This window comes from Deltaproteobacteria bacterium (assembly GCA_021737785.1).
Classification (GTDB): Bacteria; Desulfobacterota; DSM-4660; order Desulfatiglandales; family Desulfatiglandaceae; genus AUK324.
Window position 1 is genome coordinate 37,233 of the sequence record JAIPDI010000008.1, and the last position, 20,033, is coordinate 57,265.

The following is a 20,033-nucleotide window of genomic DNA, read 5'->3' on the forward strand; positions in this document are numbered from 1 at the left end:
AGAATGCAAAGCATCTATGACAAAGTAAAGGACATAGTTGGCGAGAAGAACATATCTGAGAATTATTTTGAGTTAATTAATAATACTCTTGACGCGTTTCCGTATGAGTTGGATCTTGAAGCCCATGAGAAGCTTCCGATTATTGTCGCAAAGCCCAAGGATGAGACCGAGGTGAGCGAGATTTTCAAGCTGGCGAATAGGGAAAATGTCCCTGTTTACCCTCGAGGATCAGGCACAAGCTTCACAGGCTCAGCAAGGGCAGCTGAACCAGGGATCATATTAAGCACTGGGAAAATGAACTTCATTGACGTTCATACGGATTTTGGATACTTCGAATGCGGTCCAGGAGCTACTGTAAATTCGGTTGATATGTCATTGGCAGAGAGAGGTTATTTTTTGCCTGTCTACCCAGGGAGCAAGATTGTCGCAACTATGGGTGGAATGATGGCGGGTAATACCAGCGGTCATATAATAGATGCAAGTATCGGGAAGCCAGGAGACTATGTCTTGGGTCTGACAGTTGTTCTCCCTACAGGTGAAATACTCGAAACCGGTACAAAGGCATTAAGAAAGCCTTCTGGAACTGATCTCACCAAATTCTTTGTGGGAAATGATGGATTGACGGGAATTGTCACGCGTATAAGGATGAGATTGGTTCCAGCAAAGGAAAAGGCATTCGGGATTGCATATTTCGAAAAAGCAGAATCCGTCGCGCGAGCTGTTGTAAGGATGTATAAGGAAAATGCTCCGGCACCGCTATTTATGGAGTTCATGGATAAACCAAGCACCACTATCGGCTTTGAACATGCTGGGCTTCCAATTCCTCCCGGGTGTTCGATATTTTTTGCCTCGCTGGGGTCGTCTAAAGAAGAGGCTTCTCACAATGCTCAAGAATTATTGCACGTGATGAGAAAGGAAGGCCCCATAAAGGCAGAAGAAATTCAAGATATGGCTGAATGGGCCAAGATATGGAGCGCAAGAGAGGTCATTATTGCATCGCTGATGCAGAAGCATAATGGTCAGTTTACTGGTCCTGAAATCGTTTCTACTCTTGCAAATGTTGTTGAATGCATTAAGGAACTGGAGCATTACACGGAAAAGAAACCTGTGTTCAGAGATATTCCTCTATACCTATTCGGCCATATTGGAGCCCTGACATTTCATCCAACCCTTATTGTGCCAAAGGATTTGGACAATGAGACAAAGAGAAAAATAGTTGACGCAGAATTCGAAATCGAAACTGAGATGAATTTGAGGTTTGGAACATGCGGAGGCGAGTGGGGCCAATTTGGAAAGCGTAATTCATTTTACAGGCGAAGATATGGCGACAAGGCTTATGAACTTGTGAAACAAATAAAGGCTGTCTTTGATCCAAATGATATTCTCAATCGTGGGTTTTTGGCCAATTAGGGAGCGCATAAGATAGATCACTTGCAGCCGGATTTTTGTGTGCATCTATGAAAATACTCTTAAGGGACTATGATGAAAGACATATATGAAAGCCGCAATGCTTTAGAAAACAGTATCCTCGAAGCTGTATCCAAATGTGTCAAGTGCCGTTTCTGTTTTACAAAGTGTCCGGTCTATGAAGTATCAGACGGCTGGGTAACTCAAGGAGGCTCTGGGATTACCCAGTCTCTTTATTATGGAGTAAAGTTCGGTACGATAAACAAGGATTTAAGAGATATCTTGATGAGATGTACCACTTGCCGAAGCTGTGAAATTATCTGTGAAAGGCTGATGTCGGGAGTCGGTTTGGTGGATGCTATCAAGAAAGGACGTCAGCTCCTTTTCGAAGAAGAGATCATTCCAATACGGGAGCAGCAGAAGGCCTTGGAATCCCTCCAGACTGTGGGGAACCCCTATCTCAAGCCGCCCTCAAAAAGAACAGCCTGGGCTCATGGGTTGGATGTGAAACGCCTTGACCAAAATCCGGACAGTACTGCCATCCTGTATTTTGTGGGGTGCACACCCGCCTACGATGAGCGGGTGCAGAAAGTAGCCCGGAGCATTGCGGGTATTCTGAAACAGGCTGGCGTTTCATTCGGTATCTTGGAACGGGAGAGGTGCTCAGGAGATACCGCCTTGGTAATGGGGGAAAAGGGGCTTTTTGAGGAGATGGCGGCAGAGAACTTGAAACTCATCGAGAAGGCGAAGGTGAGCACGATCATCACAACCTCCCCACATGATTTCAATTCATTCCTGAAGGACTATCCCAACGAGATTCGAAAGATCAATATCATGCACTATACTCAGTTTTTGGCAGAGCTTTTGCAGCGCGGAGACCTCTCTTTCAAAAGGCAATTCAACAGAAAAGTGACCTACCATGATCCCTGCTACTTGGGAAAACACAACAATATCTATATGTATCCTCGCGAGTTGATTAGAACGGTGCCAGGTCTTAAGCTTGTGGAGATGGAAAGAAATATGGAAAATAGCCTTTGTTGTGGGGGTGGTGGTGGCCGAATGTGGGTGGATTTCGACGAGACTGTCCGGCTTTCTGAGATGCGGGTTCAAGAGGCGCTGGATACCGGAAGTCAGGTGTTAGTCACAGCCTGTCCTTTTTGTCTCATTAACTTCGAGGATGCCTTGAAGGTTATGGACAAGGAAAACCAATTGGTGGTGAAGGACGTCGCCGAGATTCTATTCGAATCTCTCGAACTTTGACAGCAAGGCTGACAGCTTTCTGCAGATATCTTAATCTGACTATGAATTATGGGGGTAATAGGAAGAAATATGATTCCGAATAAGTTAGGCGAAGATGGATGGAAAGAGCGTTCAGCGGGAAAGCCCAGCATTCCTATCTACAGGCACCGAGTCTACAAACTTGAAAAAAACATCGAGTGGAAATCCCATCCAATGAACCATCGGCTCATGATGGGCCTCCTCCTTACAAACAACGAAGATGGGGTTGGGTTCACTTTAATCCGAGGCCACATCCCTAGCGGTGAAACCGTGGCAGAGCACACCCATGATTTCCATGACATCCTTTACCCGCTTTCCGGCAAAGGAAAAATCTGGGTTGAGGGTGTCGGTGATCTAGAGCTCACTAAGGGCGTATTGGTCAACGTGCCGCCAGGCACCTCTCACAAGCTCTACGATGTTACAGAGGATCTCGAATTGTTGGATATCTTCACCGGCCCTGTTATCTGATGCCCTGTCCGGAGTTAGATTACTCTGGTGGCATTTTGCGGACAGGCTTCTGTGAAAAGACAAAATGATTGCATGGATAAATGTAGACGAAAAGGAGGTCTAGATTCATGATGCTTAAAGAGGACCGCATGACCGGCCGGGAAAGAATAGATGCGCTGCTTGCACACAGAATGCCTGACCGAGTTCCTATCAATATGATTACAGTTGGTTTTCCCTGCAAAAATGCGGGTCTTCCGATAGCTGTGGGATATTCAGAATTGGAGAAGTACTTTCAGGCTTTTCTTTGGACTGCTGAACAGTATGGATGGGACCTATTTCCCCAATGTTGTTCTCATATAGTTCTGGCGGCTGCAGATTTTGGAGGTGAGTTTCGTCTCCCGAAAGGGGAGTTCGAAGGGGCTCCGGTGGTTACTTCATTCCCTGTGAATACAGAAAAGGATGCCGAAGATCTTAAATTGCCAGACCCAAGATCTAGCGATCGGATAAACAAGGCCATGAAATTGTCGAAGATGCAGGTTGAACATGATATTCTAGCAACCTTCGTTACCCGCTCCCCTTTCACAGTGGCCGCAAACCTTTGCGGGCTCGACAAGTTCTCCCGATGGATGATGAAAAAGCCTGAACTCTGCGATAGGTTGTTAGATTTGGCAATCAATCACATTTTCAATGTGCTGGACTGGTGGGTAGAAACCTTTGGTCCTGATCGTATTTTCGCCTTTTTGACCTCTCCAAGCGAGTCAAACCAGGTAATCTCTCCAAAAATGTTCAAGCGGTTTGCACTTCCTTATCATCTGGAATACCACAGGCGGTTGCGGGATCTTGGTATCAATCGTTTTTTGTTCCATATTTGTGGGGATCAGAATTTCAATCTTCCCCTGCTCGCCGAAGCTGCGCTGTGGCCCCACCCGAGTCTTCTAAGTTTTGGTCACGAGGTTGATTTAGAAAAGGCAGCTGAGTATTTTCCGGAAGATATTATCTACGGGAACATAGATACCACCATAATTCAGATGGGAAGCCCTCGGGAGGTTTACGATTGTGCGGTTGGGATAATTGAAAAAGGTCGAAGAGCACCAGGCGGATTTGTGCTGTCTGCAGGATGTGAGCTACCACCCATGGTTCCACCTGCCAATGTCTTTGCCATCACTAAAGCGGTTGACGATTTTGGGTGGTATGTCTAGGAGGACGCTTATATGATGCACTTTCGATAAGACCATTACGCGAAATCTATTTCAACGCATTCCTTTTCACTTGGAGATGCTTTTGTCTCTTTTTTTAATGAGGAAAGCACAATTGAAAATGGAATAGAACCTTAATATTGGTAGCCTCTTGAGATAGGAATAAGGGCACCAAGCATTTGCAGTTTGTTGGACGGCTGACAAAGAGGCAAGCAATCTGTTTTCCCTGATGCTTCCAGCTTCTTGAAATGTCTACCAGAACTTATATTTTTTCGTTATTTTTCAAACGCTCTCTAAAAAGGCTTTTGGACCTCCCAAGATTTGGGTTGTGTTTGAATCCCACCAATAACTAAAGTAAGAAAGGTTTTGAAACTATATGGAAGAAGTTAAAGGATTGTTTTTTGACGTAGGTGGGACTGTTTTCGACTGGAAAAATACAGTCCGGTATGAAATTGAGAAACTAGCAAATGAAAAGAACCAGTTCATTGACGGCAACTCATTCGCGAATGATTGGCGATCAGAAATGTTCACAATTCATACCCAGGTCCGATACGGAAACTTGCCTTGGATGAATTCAGACGATATGCATTTAGGTGCGCTCAAAAAGCTGGCAACTAAATACCCAATATTAGGCATCGTCGATCTTAAAAGCCTTTTGGAATCGACTTGGCATCATCTCAAAGCGTTTCCCGGTTCTCGTGAGGCGATCAATCGTTTACGAGGCCGATACACGGTAGTGGTTTTGACCATCTTGAACTGGAACAGCATAGTTAGCAGTTCAAAAGCTGCGGGCTTGCAATGGGATGGCATCTTGTCGTGTGAATTTCTAGGCTATTATAAACCCTCTCTGCAGGCCTATTTGAAAGCAACTAGTTTTCTAGGGCTCGAACCAAAAGAAGGACTGATGGTAGCTGCTCACAAAGATGATTTGGCAGCCGCAAAGGCTGCTGGAATGCATACCGCCTATGTGAATGTTCCTGAAAAAGACAGTACGTTTCAAAATGTTGATCGATCGAGTGAGATTCCTTTTGATATTGAGGCAAGAGATTTTTTGGACTTGTGCGAAAAACTTCAAGTATAATTTCAGTCACCCCACCTCCGGCACAGCCGGAGGCTTGAAATATGTGAACCGCTCAAAGCGGTGGAAAAACCACGGGCCACCTCAAAGGTGGCGGCCAGTTACTTGAAGAAGTTTAGCTGATCGATTCTTCGATCTTCTCTTTCTTGTTCTTTGATATATTTCCGGATTGCCTCTTCGTCTCTGCCCACTGTAGACACATGGTATCCTCTGGCCCAAAAATGCTGCCCAGTAAAATTCTTCTTGCGTCCAGAGTATTCTCTTGCGATGTGTATTGCGCTTTTCCCCTTGATGAAGCCGACCACTTGAGAAACCGCATACTTGGGTGGAATTGAGATCAACACATGGGCATGATCTGGCATGAGATGCCCTTCCAGTATCTCACATTCTCGTCTTTGGGCCAAGTCCCTCAACACTTCCCGCAAATACCTTCGCAAGTCGCCATACAGCTCCTTTTTCCGATATTTGGGTATCCATGTTAGATGATATTTGCATTTCCACTTCGTATGACTTAAACTCTGTTCATTATTCATCTTAAAGCCTCTCTTTCTGTGAATTTTGAGCGGTTCACTCTAAGAGGGGCTTTCACATAATCCCGGAAATGTCAAACTTTAGGAGTCCTCCGGCACAGCCGAAGGTTTACCCTGGATTAATCAACCCGCCTGCAAACGACTAACTTGGTACGGCTAATCAGTGGGCTATCAGTAAATCTTTTGGCGATTGCATGGAGTGAAATTGTATAACATGCATTCATGCTCTTTCAAGGTTAGATCTGTCTATCAAATAGGGTTTTTTCATCCTCTCCCTTCCCCGAAGTCCCATTTCAATTCTCGCTTTTTTTTACGGTCTTTTGGACAGCGCTTATTTCATACAGTTAGAAAATTCATATGCTAATAGGGAATAGTAGGACATGACAGTTCTTAGGGCAAGTATAGTCCGAAATGTTGACAATTTGCGCGGCGACTTTCTATCTTGTTTTGAGATGCGAAGTTTGTGTCCTGACTCACAGGGCTTACCACCTGGATATGTCAAGAACTCAGTGGCCTCGGAACGTGAGATAACTGCCATCAAATGAAGCCTTTTGTGTCAACTTGGTTTGGCAGTCTTTCCATGCCTCCCGGGTGTCCGGCCCTTGATCGCCAATCCCGTATACTTTCATTCCTGTTGCGGTTTATGGATGCAATTGTTCTCAATCCATGCCTTCAGGGCGCGGCACTGCTTAAAGACCGGCGGTTCCGGATGGCCCGGATCCGATCCAGGACAGGGGGATGGCTGTAGCTCAAAAAGACCTTGAGGGGGTGGGGTGTCAGGTTGGAGAGGGCGTCGACGCTCAGTTTTTTAAGGGCCGAGATCATGGACTCGGGCTTTTGGTAGGTATCCACGGCAAAGGCATCGGCCTCGTATTCATGCCTGCGGGAGAGGATATTCCCGAACACGGAAAGGACCATCTCAATGGGGGCATACAGGAACCCGAAAAAAAAGAGACTCGCATAGATGGAGACATGGTCCATGCGGAATGCCGCAAACAACGCTTGGTTGTTGATGAAAAGGGAGAGGATGTAGAACATCACCCCGCTGGTCAGGATGGATATGGCCACGGACTTGAGAATGTGTCCCATTTTGTAATGCCCCATTTCATGGGCAAGTACCGATACCAGTTCCTCCAGGGTCTGCTTTTCAATCAGGGTATCAAAAAGGACGATCCTTCTGAATCTGCCGAAACCGGTGAAAAACGCATTTGACTTGGTCGAGCGTCTGGAGCCGTCCATGGTGAATACGCCCTTGAGCTTGAAATTCTGCGTTTTTGCATAGTCTTCGATGGCCGCCTTTAGCTCACCCTCGGGAAGAGGGATGAATTTGTTGAAGATCGGCATGATGATCACCGGAGCGACAAACATGAGACATATCTGAAAGAGGGTCAACGCCATCCAGCACCATAGCCACGCCCACGGCCCGGCCTTTTCAAAAAACCAGAGCACGCCCGAAAACAGGAGGCCGCCGATCACGGCAGCCAGGATCCACGTCTTGAGGATATCCAGGACAAAGGTCTTCGGGGTGGTCTTGTTAAACCCGTATTTTTCTTCAATGACAAAGGTGCTGTAGATGGAAAACGGGATGGACACCCCTTGAGAGATCAGCATGAGGACGCCGGCAAAGATGAGGCCGGTCGGGATACTGCCCAGATGAAAGCCCCGGGCGAAATGATCAACATGGTTGAATCCCCCCAGGAGGATGAAGGCGATGATCAGCGGGGTGGCGATGGAATCGGCAACAAACCCGAATCGGGTTGTTTCTTTCAGGTATTCCTGCGATTTTCCATATTTTTCCCTGTCATAATACCCCGCGAACTCCTCGGGGAGCTCCGTACGTAAATAGCGCAAATTCAGAGTATCGACCACCAGGTCCAACAGGTAGTCGCCCACCAGAATTGCGAGAATAATGATGAGAAAAGGATTCATTCAGCCCCCCGGGGATGGGCTTCCCGCCCGATCCTATTACTGCGGAGTTCTGCCGGTACTTTTGTCCGGCACCCTCTCTAATGGATTGCCCTTCCAAAGTCAACACCCCCTGATCCTCGCCAGGCCGGATTATCTTATGATATGCCATTCATTGCCTCCCGTCCATATCCCTCCTGAAATGGACCCTCCAACCCCGTTGCCGCTGGAAATTCGTGAACCCTTACCTTTTCCCAGGGACGTCATGATTGAAGGGTTGCGATTTCTGAGAAATCCGCGTAAGCTCCGGCTCGAACGGAGGCGAGGATGTTGCGATGATCAGGGTGGAGAATCTCTTTTACCGGTATGAGACAAAGAATGACCAGGTTCTCAACGGCATTTCCATGGAAATTGAACAGGGGAAACACATCGGCGTCATCGGGCCGAACGGGTGCGGGAAAACCACGTTGGTCCGGCATCTCAACGGCCTCCTGGCCCCGACATCCGGGGAGATATGGGTCGATGGCATGGATACCAGGGACCCTGTGGACGTCCAGAAGATTCGTCATCGGGTGGGGATGGTGTTTCAGAATCCGGACAGCCAGATCGTCGGCATGAGCGTGGAGGAAGACGTCTCTTTCGGCCCGGGCAACCTGCGACTCCCTCCCCTTGAAATACAAAAGAGGGTGGAGGAGTCCCTTGCCACGGTGGGGATGGAAGGCTTTGCCCGAAGGCCGCCCCACACCCTTTCGAACGGGGAAAAGCAACTGGTGGCCATTGCAGGGGTTCTGGCCATGGAACCGAGGCATATCATCTTCGACGAACCCACGACCTATCTGGATCCATCCGCCCGGGAAAGGGTCCTGCAGGTCATCACCGGATTGAATGAACAGGGGATTACGATCGTGCATGTGACCCACGACATGGATGCGATCGCTAAGGCGGATGAGATAATTGTAGTCCATGAGGGGAGGATAGCCCTGCGGGCAAGACCGGCGGAGGTGTTTGCCCGTGTGGAATGGCTCAGAGATCTTGGTATCGGCATCCCAAGGGTTACGGAAGTAATGTGGCGCTTAAGACAGAAGGGGGTGAATGTGCGTACCGATATCTTCTCCGTAGAGGACGCCTGTTCGGAACTGGCCGCCTTGATCAGGCCTCAGACCGGTTAGACCGTACAGCTTCGAATCTTTCACATGCCCCACTCCATATTTTAGGCACCGGACGCATTTTCCATGCATATAGGACAGTATATTCCCGGCGATTCATTGATCCATCGATTGGATCCGAGGGTTAAAATCGCTTCGACCATCGCCTTAAGTATATTGATCTTGAGGGGGGGGGTGCCTACGGCGGCCTTGGTGAGCACATTTTTAATCGTCCTGGTTGCGTTATCCCGTCTCGGGATCACCGCTGTGGCCAAGGCCTTCAGGCCGGTCCTGGCCTTCTTTGCGCTCCTCTTCTTTGTTCATCTTTTTTTCACGGAAGGAACCCCGATTCCCCCGTTTCCTCCGTGGGCAGTGACTCCGACGTACGAAGGTCTTTACAGGGGAATCATCACCACGTGGCAGTTCGCCCTCCTTATATTAAGCGCATCTCTCCTTACCCTGGCCACATTGCCGACGGAACTGGTCAGCGGCATCGAAAGACTCCTCCGGCCTCTCCAGCGGCTGGGGGTCCCCTCCCACGATCTGGCCATGATGGTATCCATCGCGTTGAGATTTGTGCCCACATTTCTTGAGGAGATCGACAGGATCAAAACGGCACAGATGGCCAGGGGGGCCAGTTTCGGGTCCGGTCCAGTTCTTCGCAGGGCCCTGGCCGCCCTATCCCTGTTGCTGCCCCTGGTGTTGAGCGCTTTTCGCAGGGCGGACGAACTCGTGACGGCCATGGAGGCACGGGGGTACCGAAGGGGCCCTCGCACCTATATGAGGGGACTGACCATGCGCAGGGCGGATTATGTGGCCGTGATGGTGATGATGGGAATGATATGTCTTCATTTCGTCAGCGTGTGAACGTATCATTTGAGACGACGCCCGGATGTCGAATGCTCAGTGAGCAAGACCCACCCCCGCATCCTTAAGAGACATCGGGGATCTTCCAATACGGCCTTAGCACCTTATTCCGAGGTTTTCTGTAACAAAAAACAAGCAGATGATTGTGGGACGGTGACGTCTTTAATTTGGAATAATGGAAGTATGGAATGATGGAATAATGGGTTTAAGGAAAAAAACCTTTCCTGGGTGATCCAGGTTCCTTTCCCAACCTTCCATTATTCCAGTATTCCAACATTCCAGATGTCTGGCAACATCGAACCCCCTTGATAATAAAAAGTCGCTCGAGAGCCGCTTTGGTTGCGGTTACCCGCTTTAGACATCTTTGATGGTCGTTTCTCTGCACCATGGGGAGGGGAGAAGTTGGTGCCTTACCGTAAGCGCGTGGGGGTGACCCTGGATCGCTTACCCGTTGTGCCGTTAAAAGCAGGACGAATCGATGTCGGGGGTTAATCCACGGCCTTGAATTTCTGTTTTACCGCGCCGCAGACAGGGCAGTTCTCCGGGGCCTCGTCCTCGCTGACATATCCACAGACCTGACAGACATAATAGACGGTGTGTCGTTCCGCCAGCATGTCGGTCATGGCCTTTTTGTAAAGGTCGGCATGGCGGCTTTCCACGTCGCGGGACTGGGAGAAGGCATTCGATACGCTCTCCTTCCCTTCATCCGATGCATCCTTGATGAGTTTGGGGTATTCTTCCACATTGGCCTTGATCTCGTTCTGAAAAGCGGTTTCGATATTCTCTTCGGTAGAGCCGATCTTGCCGCGCATCAGCCGCAGGTACCTGCGGGCGTGGACCGATTCCGCGTCGGATACGGCCCGAAAGAGACGTGCAATCTGGGGGTAGCCGTCCTCCTCGGCCTTCTTGGCAAAGGCGTCGTTTCGCACCGCGGCCTTGGACTCGGCGGCAAACGCATAGGCGAGATTTTTTTCCGTATTTTCAGACATATTTCCGGGCTCCTTGGTGAAACCTGAGGCTGGATACTCGATACTGGAAACCGGCGACACGCGGGACCTGACCCCCCTGATTAAATTCCGGGTCAGGGTTCAAAGGGTTAACGATCTTGATTCAGCATTCGATGTTGGATGTTCAAAATATGGAGCTTCGGCATGTCCAACGATGCCCCGCAGTCTCCCAATGGACCAAAGCTGCCTAATCTCCCATCTCGGCCATGTGATCGTCGTAGAGTGTTTCGAGGGCCAGCTTGTGTTTGGCCTCCTCCTGGCGCAATAGCTTCAATACCTTGAGCAGTTCCGCATTATCTGTCTTTTCGGACAGATCTCTATAGAGTTGAAGGGATTTTTCTTCCCGTTTCATGGCAAGTCTCAGAATATCAGGATAGCCCATCCCCTTTTCGTATTTCATATCCTCGATATAATTGCTTCGCTTGATATCGGTAATCCATTCAAATTTATACTCGGACAACTTGGTTTCACCTGTGAGCAGACCTTCCAACAGGGACTTGTGTTTCCGTTCCTCTTTGGCGAAATCCTCAAAGGCTTGCTTGGCCCCTGAATAGCTTTCCTGGCTGCTGGCATCTTCGTAAAAATCGATAGCCTCCTGCTCTTTGTCGATGGCAAAGCGAACAATTTCTTCAACGGATTGAAAGCTCATGATTTTCTCCTTGCTAAGGTTGTCGTTAATGGCCATATTATAAGAAAATTTGTAGGATGTCAAAAAAATAGGCTACGGAAACAGACACATCACCCCCAAAAGGAGCGCAATACCGATGACCGATTATCTGATTGTGGGAAATGGCGTTGCCGGGACCACTGCCGCGGAAACCATTCGAAAGCAGGATAAAAACGGGTCTATCCTTACCCTAACGGATGAGGACCTCCCCTTCTATTACAGGATCCGGCTGAGCGAGTTCCTGACAGGGGACCTGTCCGATCAGAATCTGGTGGCGAAAGAGGAATCGTGGTACCAGGATCAGGAAATCAAGCTGAGGCTGAACGCCCGGGTGGTGAACGCAGAACCACGAGAAAAGACAGTCATCCTGAAGAACGGGGAGAGGATTTCCTATGACTCGCTCTTAGTCGCCACAGGTAGTCATTCCTTTATTCCGCCCATTAAGGGTGCGGACAAAAAGGGGGTGTTTACCCTCCGTTCCATTCAGGATGCGCGCGACATCTTGGACTATGGCAAAGAGATCGGGGAGGTGGTCCTGATCGGGGGCGGCCTTCTCGGTCTAGAGGCAGGAAATGCCCTTCGGAAAGGGGGGAAAAGGGTGAAGGTCATAGAGTTCTTCCCCCGGCTCCTCCCAAGGCAACTGGACGTGGAAGGGGCGAACAGGCTCCGGAAGATGTTGGAGGGGATGGGGTTTTCTTTCAAGCTGGGGGCCAAGACGGAGGAAATCATTGGAGAAGATCGCGTGGATGGCGTTCTCCTGGAAGGCGGCGAAAAATTGTCGGCAGAGATGATAATCATTTCCGCAGGCGTGCGTCCTAACCTGGAGTTGGCTGAATCACTGGGTCTCGACCGGGATAAGGGTATCCGGGTAAATGAACGGATGGAGACGAGCCAATCCGGAGTCTATGCGGCAGGCGACGTGGCTGAATTCAACGGAATCCCCTACGGCATATGGCCGGCGGCAGCGGAGCAGGGAAAGATAGCCGGAGGGAACATGGCAGGAGGAGATATGATATATAAAGGGACCACCATGGTCAACACCCTTAAGGTGGCCGGAGTGGATCTGGCCTCTGCCGGCAATATCGATGCCGACAATGCACTGGAGGCCCGGGTTATCACGGGTGAAGGGGTTTACAAAAAAATCGTCATGGATAACGGGCGGATTGTCGGCTGCATCATGCTGGGGGATACAAAGGGGTTTACAAAGATCACCCGGGCGATTGCGGATAAGCTGAACCTTTCTCAGATAGACGATCCAGCGGTGGTAAAAGGATTTCAATGAGTCTCCCTGAAAAAAGATGAAAAGGCGGCTGGAAAAACCCCGTGTGAACGTCCCTCTCGGCGTCACGCGCCGCTTCCGGTCCCGGGGCTTTCAGACCATGCCGCGCTTCCCGAGAGCGACATGGATTTTCCCTGCGCTTTAATGCGTCTCCCTGTTGAATCCCATATGAACGCACGCTTACCCCAAGACAGAAGTGTTATGACGTGACAAATAAGCAGCTCCAGCATTTTCAAAAGGCACTGACCGGATGGTACGCGACCAACAAGAGGGAATTGCCGTGGCGAAACACAACAGACCCTTATGGCATCTGGGTTTCCGAGGTTATGCTGCAACAGACCCAGGTCAACACGGTGTTGCCGTTTTATGAAGTCTTTTTGCGGCGTTTCCCAGACATTCACGCCTTGGCCGGAGCGACTCAACAGGAGGTCCTGAAGTCCTGGGAAGGACTGGGGTATTATGCCCGTGCCCGCAATCTCTTCAAGGCCGCAGGGAAGGTCGTCCGGCAATACAAAGGAATGGTTCCGGAAGACTGGGAAGACTTTCGGAAACTGCCCGGCGTAGGGGATTACATTGCAGCAGCCGTACTCAGTATGGCCTTTGAAAAATCATATCCGGTGGTGGACGGCAATGTGAAGCGCGTCCTTTCCCGTCTCCTCCTCATGGAAGACCCGGTAAATCAGCCGGCGTCTGATAAGCACTTCCGCCTGGCCGCCCTAAAGATCCTGGACTGCCGGAAACCGGGAACCTTCAACCAGGCCATGATGGAGCTGGGGGCCATGGTCTGCAGACCGCGGCAGGCACTGTGCACCAGGTGCCCGGTGCATGATCTCTGTCTCGCATATCAGGGGGGTCGCGTCACGGAATTTCCAAAGAGGGTGAAAAAAGGACCGATACCCCTGCATGCGGTTGCGGTAGGTGTCGTATTCAAAAATGGGCGGGTACTCATCACCCGCCGAAAATCGGAAGGATTGCTGGGGGGGCTGTGGGAATTTCCAGGGGGAAAAATCCGAGAGGGAGAAATGCCCGAGACTGCCTGTGTGAGAGAGCTCAAAGAGGAGGCCAATCTGACCATCAAAGTGGATTCCCCCCTCTGCAGCATCAGGCACGCATACACCCATTTCAGGATCGTGATGGACGTCTTCTGCTGTTCGCATGTCTCCGGAAGGGTCCGGCTGAACGGTCCGGTGGATCATCGCTGGATCTCCCTCCGCAGGCTGGAGGATTATCCCTTTCCCAGGGCCAATCATAAATTCATGCCTCGTTTGCAGGAATATGCCCGTCATAAGGCGAGATAAACCCAGGGGAGGGAAACATGTCAATGGATTCGCATGAAAACTGGCTGGAAACCGCCACCTTTGCAGGGGGGTGTTTCTGGTGCATGGAAGCGGATTTCAAGAAAGTGGAAGGCGTCATTACGGTTGTTTCCGGTTACACCGGAGGGCACACTGAAAATCCCACCTACGGAGAGGTTTGCCATGGCGACACCGGTCATGTGGAGGCCGTACAGGTGCATTACGATCCCAAAAAAATCTCCTATGAGAAGTTGCTGGATATCTTCTGGAGGCATGTGGACCCGACGGATGCGCGCGGTCAGTTTGTGGACAGGGGGACTCAATACCGGACTGCCGTCTTCTATCACAATGATCGGCAGAGAGAACTTGCAGAGATCTCAAAACAGTCTCTCGACCGTTCCGGGAAATTTGACAGCCCGATCGTCACAGACATCCTGCCGCTGGCCACATTTTACCCGGCCGAAGATTACCATCAGGATTACCACAAGAAAGATCCGATGCAGTATCGGCAATATCGACTGGGATCGGGGAGGGATAGGTTCATTCAAAAGATATGGGACACACCAGAAAAGGGGGCTGAAAAAGGCCGGTAGGGATGGCGAAACAGACCGGGGTGGGGGGAAGGCGCACGGCTATATCAGCCGCCGCCTTCCTTTTTTTAGGTGGGTGTAGAAAAGAGGTTGGGTAAGGGTCTACTCGACGGGATATCCGGCCTTTTCCCAGGCCGCCCATCCGCCCCCGAGGTTTCTAACATTCTTGTAGCCCATACGGCACAGGGTACAAGCCGTGAGGCATCCGCGGCCGCCGACCTTGCAGTAGACAAGAATCTTCGCATTTTTGTCGGGGATTTTCTTGTCCGCGCTGAATTCAATCACACCTCTGGGGATATTGATGGCGCCGGGCACGTGGCCCATCTTGTATTCCTTTGGCTCCCGGCAATCCAGAAAGACCCAGCCGCCCTTATCGAGCATCTCTTTTGCCTCGGAAACGGATACTTCGCAGACGTCCTTTTTTGCCTCAGCGACAAAATCATCCGCGGTCATGTCCTTTGCCATGGACGGGGGAGCGCCAACGACAAGGAAACTCATCAACATTGCCGCGAATACCAGAAAACCAAATCTTCTCATAAATCTTCCTCCCTTTGTGAAATAAAGTTTTGCCATTATATGGAAGCTTGCTCTTCAGCAATGCATTCCGCTAGTCGGCCCTCTTTTCCGGGATGAGTTCATCGGGGACGATCACAACCTTGTTCGCCTTCAGTTCTTTTGGATCTACCATCTTTTCAGTGAGAAACAATTCCGGGTTTCCATGACAGTTGTTGCAGGCCTCGTTCTGCGGGGTTTTCCGCCGGATATTGTGAGGCGTCGCGAACTTCCAGTTGGGGAGGGCATCAAAGTTTGCCAATCCATTCTTTACATAGAAGTCAAAGGTCCCATGATCCACCGGAACGTGCCGGAGCGTAACAAACTTCTCGGGCCGCTTCTCCGACCGCAGGGGGTTCAAGCCCACCTTGAAGTCAATGGTGGATGGCCTGGTCTTGAAGTAGCCGAGCCCCTCCTTGTCTTTGCCCACATGGCAGCTGAAGCAGTTCTTGTAGGGCATGGAGTGGCATACCTGGCAACTCACCTGGTCTTTATGGATCCAGTGGTTTTTCGGGTTGGCCGATTTGGCATCATAGATATCCTTGTGGCACTGAAGGCATTTGGGGCCGTTTTTCACGTCATACCGATTGGCGGGATCTGTTCCATCGCCGTGCATTTCATCGGCCGTATGGCACTTGTTGCACTTGAAGTATTTCTCTTTGTGAATGTCAGGCGGGATCCCCTTGTTTTTTCCGAAATACTCATTTTCAATGCGACTGCCATGGCATGCCGTACAGACCGTCTGCATGGGCGGCCGTTTCTGAAAAAGATGTCCTTCCAGCAAACCCCCCTCAACAGCATCAGGACGACTGATGTGGCACTGCCCGCAACTGCTGTGGCAGGAGGTGCAGTGTCCTTGTCGCGCGGCATTTACTTTCGCATGAATCGCCTTATCCGAACTGGCCCGCTTGTCAATCATCTTCTTAAAAGGCGAGAGGCTCACGTGAAGACTTTTCGTATAGTTTTCGGCAATCCTGTCATGGCAGGCACCGCAGGTATTGGACGCATCCGGGTATGTCGGATCTTTGACCACCCCTTCATGGGCGGTCTTCCAGTTGGGATCATTCGGGTTGCCGCCATGACATTCATGGCACCCCAGCTCACCGTGGTTTTCATCTTCGGCCAATGCGCTGTCCACCCAGATCTTTTCGTGCGGAGCCAACGGCTCCACAGCGCCGCCTCACCCCTCACCTTCGCTTTCAGAGGATACCGCCTTTTTCCCCTTGTTGGCCTCGGCAATTTGCCGGGTAATCTTGATGAGCTTTCCCGCGTTGGTGTGACAGGTAAAGCAGTGGTTTTCCTTTTCAGCCGATTGCGCTGTTTTCTGATTCCCATACAACAGGGCAAGAGAAACAGCGCAGGCCATGAATGTGACGATTCCAATTCGGACCGATTTCATGATTTCAACTCCTGCTATTTTGTTGCGGGAAGGTTAGAAGAAGGCATTTTCTTTGAGGTCAGCAAGTTTTATACCAGAGAGACGTAAAGGTGCCAATCGATGATAAGCTATGGTTTACAAAGGGAAAAATATCTTCTCCTTTTTTATTGGGTGCGAGGCCTCTTAAAATGGAAACAAAATGCACTGTTAGTTCAGAAAGAATGGGAACAAAATGCACCCTTGCTGCGATTTCCCCTTGACGAGACAGCTCTCTATTTGTTAGCTTCTTTTTTCCATCTTTGGCATTCACCTCCCATTCTTCACAACATAGTTGCAGTTCGTACGCTCGGATCTTTATGCAAGCCTCCGATGTGGAAGCTTGTGTGGATCCGATATATGGGCTTATATAAAGACGCTTTCCTTGAGGACAGCTCGTGGAATCGGTCAAAAAACATTACCAAACCATATTGGACAGTATCGCCGACGGCGTCTTTACGGTGGATTTGAACTGGCGGATCACCTCCTTCAACAAGGCAGCGGAGACAATAACCGGCATTTCAAGAGAAGAGGCGGTCGGCAGGCCCTGTTCCGACGTTTTCAGGGCCGATGTCTGCAAGACCGACTGCACCCTCAGCCACACTATCCGTACGCAGATGCCGGTAAGAAATATGCCCGTTCATATTGTCCGGGCCGATCAAAAGATACTCCCCATCAGCGTCAACACGAACCTGCTGAAGAACGATTCGGGAGAGGTGATCGGCGGCGTTGAAACCTTCCGCGATCTGACCGTGGTGAATCGACTTCGCAGGGAACTCCTTAAGCAGCACTCATTTGAAGATATCGTCAGCAAAAACGGAAAGATGCTACGGGTCTTTTCCGTCCTTCCCCAGATCGCTGCAAGCAATTCCACTATTCTCATTCAAGGCGCCAGCGGTACCGGAAAAGAACTTATTGCCCGGGCCATACACAATAACAGCCCGAAAAAAAACGGCCCTTTTATCGCGGTCAACTGCGGCGCCCTGCCGGAAACCCTATGTGAATCCGAACTCTTCGGGTATATGGCCGGCGCGTTTACGGATGCCAAGAAGGACAAGCCGGGAAGATTCGCCCTGGCCCAGAACGGCACGATCCTATTGGATGAGATCGGCGACATATCGCCGGCGGTTCAGGTCCGCCTTCTGAGGGTTTTGGAAGAAAAGATGTTTGAACCGTTAGGGTCTACAAAGACCGTTGAGACCAACGCCCGGGTGATCGCCGCAACCCATCGAAACCTGGAAGAATTGACAAGGGAGGGCCGGTTTCGGCAGGATCTGTATTACCGCATCAACGTGATCAGGGTCCATTTGCCGGAATTGCGTGAGCGGAAGGAAGACATCCCGATCCTGGTGGATCATTTCATTGAGCGGTTCAACCAGTTGAATGGCAAAAAGATTCTGGGGTTAAGCCAGGAGGCGATGGCAGCCCTGATGCTTTACGACTGGCCGGGAAATATCCGAGAGCTGGAAAATGCCATCGAACATGCCTTTGTGCTTTCTCAGGGGGACATGATTCTTCTGCAGCACCTCCCCGAGGAGCTGATTCCGCAGAACCACTCCATACTGGCACCCACAGGCTTCACCCTTCAGGAGATTGAGAAGCGAACCATTGAACAGACCCTTCAAAGAAATCAGTGGAAAAAGATGGCCACCGCCCGGGAACTGGGAATCGACAAAAACACCTTGAGACGAAAGATTCAGCGCCACGGGATCATGGAGTAAATGGGTACGAAGCCCCAAGGCGGCCTAACAGCCGCAACCAAAAAAGGTATTGATGCAGATCCCGGCAATTTTTGAGCCCCCTTTTACCCTTTAGCTGTCAAGGCGACGCCGTCTCTGTGTGCCATCGGTGTAAGGGTCGCCGTCAGCATGAGGGCTGCAAGGCTTGTTCCGGCAAGGGCCAGAAAAACCACCCGGTAGGTATTGGTGACATCAAAAAGGTATCCGGCCAGAAATGGGCCCAAGGCGCCGCCGATAGTGGTGCTGAAGATGACCGATCCTAAAAGGATCCCGTGGGACTTCGTCCCGAAGAACTCCGCCACCGTTGGTGATATAAGGGCGTAAAATCCGCCGTGGCCAAGGCCCTGGAGGACAGCGAACCCATAGAACATCCACAATGTCCTGGCCCAGGGGAGATAGCACATGGCTGCAAAGATGAAAGAAACAGAGATCATCAGGGCCCATTTAGTCCCGATCCTGTCCGCGGCCGCCCCCATAACCAGGCGGCCTGCCATGCTCACTCCCCCCAGGACCGCGATGACCGTAGCGGCCTTTGGGCTCGGAATCCCCATATCGATCACATGGGGAACGATATGCATCAGGATAGTGTAGGTACAGGAAACCACAAGGACGGAGATGAGGCAGAGGGACCAGAACTGCCGGGCGCCCAGGGCTTTTGAAAATGAGATCCCCTGCTCAGGCGGCCGGGTACCGACCGGTTCGGCCGGTTCTGTATTGTCCGGATACTGTTTCTTGAGGGCGGGATCCCGTACGAGCAGCTGGGCCAGAAGCACATATGAGATGAGGATGATCGCGCCCAGGATGAAAAAACAGGTGCGCCATGGAAACGCCTTCATGATCCATACGATGAAAAGGGGAGCGATCACCATGCCGAGACCTGTTCCGACCTTGATGATTCCGCTCATGATGCCCCGCATGGTGTAGAACCACCGTGCCGCGGTGGAAAGGAGCACCACATCGGTTCCGCTCAACCCCATTCCAATGATGAGGCCGTAAAACAGATAGATCTCCCAGAGACGATCCAGCCCGGACATCAACATATACCCCGACCCCATGAGGAGACCGCAGCCGGTCATGATGAGCCGCGGTCCGACCCGGTCGTTCAGGCCTCCGAGAAAAATCCCTCCGATGCCGTGAACAAGCAGACTCATGGACGCCGCGCCGGCCACCCAGGCCCTGGTCCAGCCGAATTCCTGAACAAGGGGCGTAAAAAAAATGCCGTAGCTGTTGTGGATGCCCCACCCGATCACCTGGATCATAAAACATGTGGCGACCACCACATATCCGTAGAAATATCGGGATGGGAAGGACTCCTCCGATCCATCCAAGGGGTTGGCTTTTCGCACAGGCCGCTCCTCCATACGCATGCCCCAGGCTCGCCCGGAGCAACGGTTCGCTCTTCCTCAGCAGGGCCTCCGCCTCTGTATAGGGTGCCGCCTTCTGATCGGCCACGGCCTGCACCTTGATTCCGGAATAGCAGTTGGTTCCGACACCCGGTGGACCCGCTCCCGATGCCTCGCCACACAGGTAATCGGACTCTTGTCCACTGCCAGGGCCGATCCGGTGTCAATACTCTCATTTTTACTAAAGAATTAGCATACCCCTCATAAGGGGTCAAGATGGGGATACAGCTATGG

General features: G+C 50.8%; 20 protein-coding genes. 11 read left to right on the top strand and 9 right to left on the bottom strand.

Going from position 1 to position 20,033, the window contains the following annotated elements; translation table 11 throughout:
• Positions 1-3 precede the first annotated feature (3 nt).
• The 5 genes from K9N21_06045 (at position 4) to K9N21_06065 (ending at position 5,409) form a co-directional block, all read left to right on the top strand.
• The gene (locus K9N21_06045) at positions 4-1,410 is read left to right on the top strand and encodes an FAD-binding oxidoreductase (GenBank protein MCF8143464.1); all 1,407 of its coding nucleotides are present in this window, start codon (positions 4-6) and stop codon (positions 1,408-1,410) included.
• A 69-nt stretch (positions 1,411-1,479) separates the two neighbouring features.
• Complete coding sequence (locus tag K9N21_06050; protein MCF8143465.1) at positions 1,480-2,667, top strand: (Fe-S)-binding protein; 1,188 nt, start codon at positions 1,480-1,482, stop codon at positions 2,665-2,667.
• 69 nt (positions 2,668-2,736) lie between these two features.
• Entirely contained in the window at positions 2,737-3,153 is a 417-nt protein-coding gene (locus tag K9N21_06055) for a cupin domain-containing protein (GenBank protein MCF8143466.1), read from the top strand.
• A 107-nt stretch (positions 3,154-3,260) separates the two neighbouring features.
• A complete protein-coding gene (locus tag K9N21_06060) occupies positions 3,261-4,331 on the top strand; it encodes a hypothetical protein (GenBank protein ID MCF8143467.1) in 1,071 nt (356 codons plus the stop codon).
• Between the two features lie 373 nt (positions 4,332-4,704).
• Positions 4,705-5,409 (top strand): HAD hydrolase-like protein, encoded by a 705-nt coding sequence (locus K9N21_06065; protein MCF8143468.1) that lies wholly within the window; start codon positions 4,705-4,707, stop codon positions 5,407-5,409.
• 98 nt (positions 5,410-5,507) lie between these two features.
• Here the strand turns inward: K9N21_06065 and tnpA are convergent, their stop codons facing one another.
• Together tnpA and K9N21_06075 are read right to left on the bottom strand one after the other, a co-directional pair.
• On the bottom strand, positions 5,508-5,939 hold the full coding sequence (tnpA, locus tag K9N21_06070) for an IS200/IS605 family transposase (protein MCF8143469.1): 432 nt from the start codon (positions 5,937-5,939) through the stop codon (positions 5,508-5,510).
• Between the two features lie 669 nt (positions 5,940-6,608).
• The gene (locus tag K9N21_06075; protein ID MCF8143470.1) at positions 6,609-7,865 is read right to left on the bottom strand and encodes a M48 family metallopeptidase; all 1,257 of its coding nucleotides are present in this window, start codon (positions 7,863-7,865) and stop codon (positions 6,609-6,611) included.
• 311 nt (positions 7,866-8,176) lie between these two features.
• Here K9N21_06075 and K9N21_06080 point away from each other — a divergent pair, with 311 nt between their 5' ends.
• Positions 8,177-9,010, top strand: coding sequence for an energy-coupling factor transporter ATPase (locus K9N21_06080; protein ID MCF8143471.1), 834 nt, complete (start codon positions 8,177-8,179; stop codon positions 9,008-9,010).
• A gap of 63 nt (positions 9,011-9,073) precedes the next feature.
• On the top strand, positions 9,074-9,853 hold the full coding sequence (locus K9N21_06085) for an energy-coupling factor transporter transmembrane protein EcfT (protein MCF8143472.1): 780 nt from the start codon (positions 9,074-9,076) through the stop codon (positions 9,851-9,853).
• 488 nt (positions 9,854-10,341) lie between these two features.
• Here K9N21_06085 and K9N21_06090 read toward each other — a convergent pair whose 3' ends face one another.
• Entirely contained in the window at positions 10,342-10,842 is a 501-nt protein-coding gene (locus K9N21_06090) for a rubrerythrin family protein (GenBank protein ID MCF8143473.1), read from the bottom strand.
• Positions 10,843-11,047: 205 nt separating this feature from the next.
• A complete protein-coding gene (locus K9N21_06095) occupies positions 11,048-11,509 on the bottom strand; it encodes a ferritin family protein (GenBank protein MCF8143474.1) in 462 nt (153 codons plus the stop codon).
• Between the two features lie 115 nt (positions 11,510-11,624).
• On the opposite strand from K9N21_06095, the gene K9N21_06100 reads away from it, so the two are divergent.
• The 3 genes from K9N21_06100 (at position 11,625) to msrA (ending at position 14,694) form a co-directional block, all read left to right on the top strand.
• Positions 11,625-12,809, top strand: coding sequence for an FAD-dependent oxidoreductase (locus K9N21_06100; protein ID MCF8143475.1), 1,185 nt, complete (start codon positions 11,625-11,627; stop codon positions 12,807-12,809).
• Between the two features lie 203 nt (positions 12,810-13,012).
• Positions 13,013-14,104 (top strand): A/G-specific adenine glycosylase, encoded by a 1,092-nt coding sequence (mutY, locus tag K9N21_06105; protein MCF8143476.1) that lies wholly within the window; start codon positions 13,013-13,015, stop codon positions 14,102-14,104.
• Positions 14,105-14,127: 23 nt separating this feature from the next.
• Positions 14,128-14,694: a peptide-methionine (S)-S-oxide reductase MsrA gene (gene msrA / locus K9N21_06110; protein ID MCF8143477.1), complete on the top strand. Its 567-nt coding sequence runs from the start codon at positions 14,128-14,130 to the stop codon at positions 14,692-14,694.
• A gap of 99 nt (positions 14,695-14,793) precedes the next feature.
• On the opposite strand, the gene K9N21_06115 is transcribed toward msrA, so the two are convergent.
• The 4 genes from K9N21_06115 to K9N21_06130 form a co-directional block, all read right to left on the bottom strand.
• Positions 14,794-15,228, bottom strand: a complete 435-nt coding sequence (locus K9N21_06115) for a hypothetical protein (protein ID MCF8143478.1) — start codon at positions 15,226-15,228, stop codon at positions 14,794-14,796.
• Positions 15,229-15,298: 70 nt separating this feature from the next.
• Positions 15,299-16,414: a hypothetical protein gene (locus K9N21_06120; GenBank protein MCF8143479.1), complete on the bottom strand. Its 1,116-nt coding sequence runs from the start codon at positions 16,412-16,414 to the stop codon at positions 15,299-15,301.
• Between the two features lie 9 nt (positions 16,415-16,423).
• A complete protein-coding gene (locus K9N21_06125; GenBank protein MCF8143480.1) occupies positions 16,424-16,642 on the bottom strand; it encodes a hypothetical protein in 219 nt (72 codons plus the stop codon).
• A 58-nt stretch (positions 16,643-16,700) separates the two neighbouring features.
• Positions 16,701-16,931, bottom strand: coding sequence for a hypothetical protein (locus tag K9N21_06130; protein MCF8143481.1), 231 nt, complete (start codon positions 16,929-16,931; stop codon positions 16,701-16,703).
• A gap of 124 nt (positions 16,932-17,055) precedes the next feature.
• On the opposite strand from K9N21_06130, the gene K9N21_06135 reads away from it, so the two are divergent.
• Entirely contained in the window at positions 17,056-18,378 is a 1,323-nt protein-coding gene (locus K9N21_06135; protein ID MCF8143482.1) for a sigma 54-interacting transcriptional regulator, read from the top strand.
• Between the two features lie 83 nt (positions 18,379-18,461).
• Here the strand turns inward: K9N21_06135 and K9N21_06140 are convergent, their stop codons facing one another.
• Positions 18,462-19,742, bottom strand: a complete 1,281-nt coding sequence (locus K9N21_06140) for an MFS transporter (protein MCF8143483.1) — start codon at positions 19,740-19,742, stop codon at positions 18,462-18,464.
• Positions 19,743-20,033 lie beyond the last annotated feature (291 nt).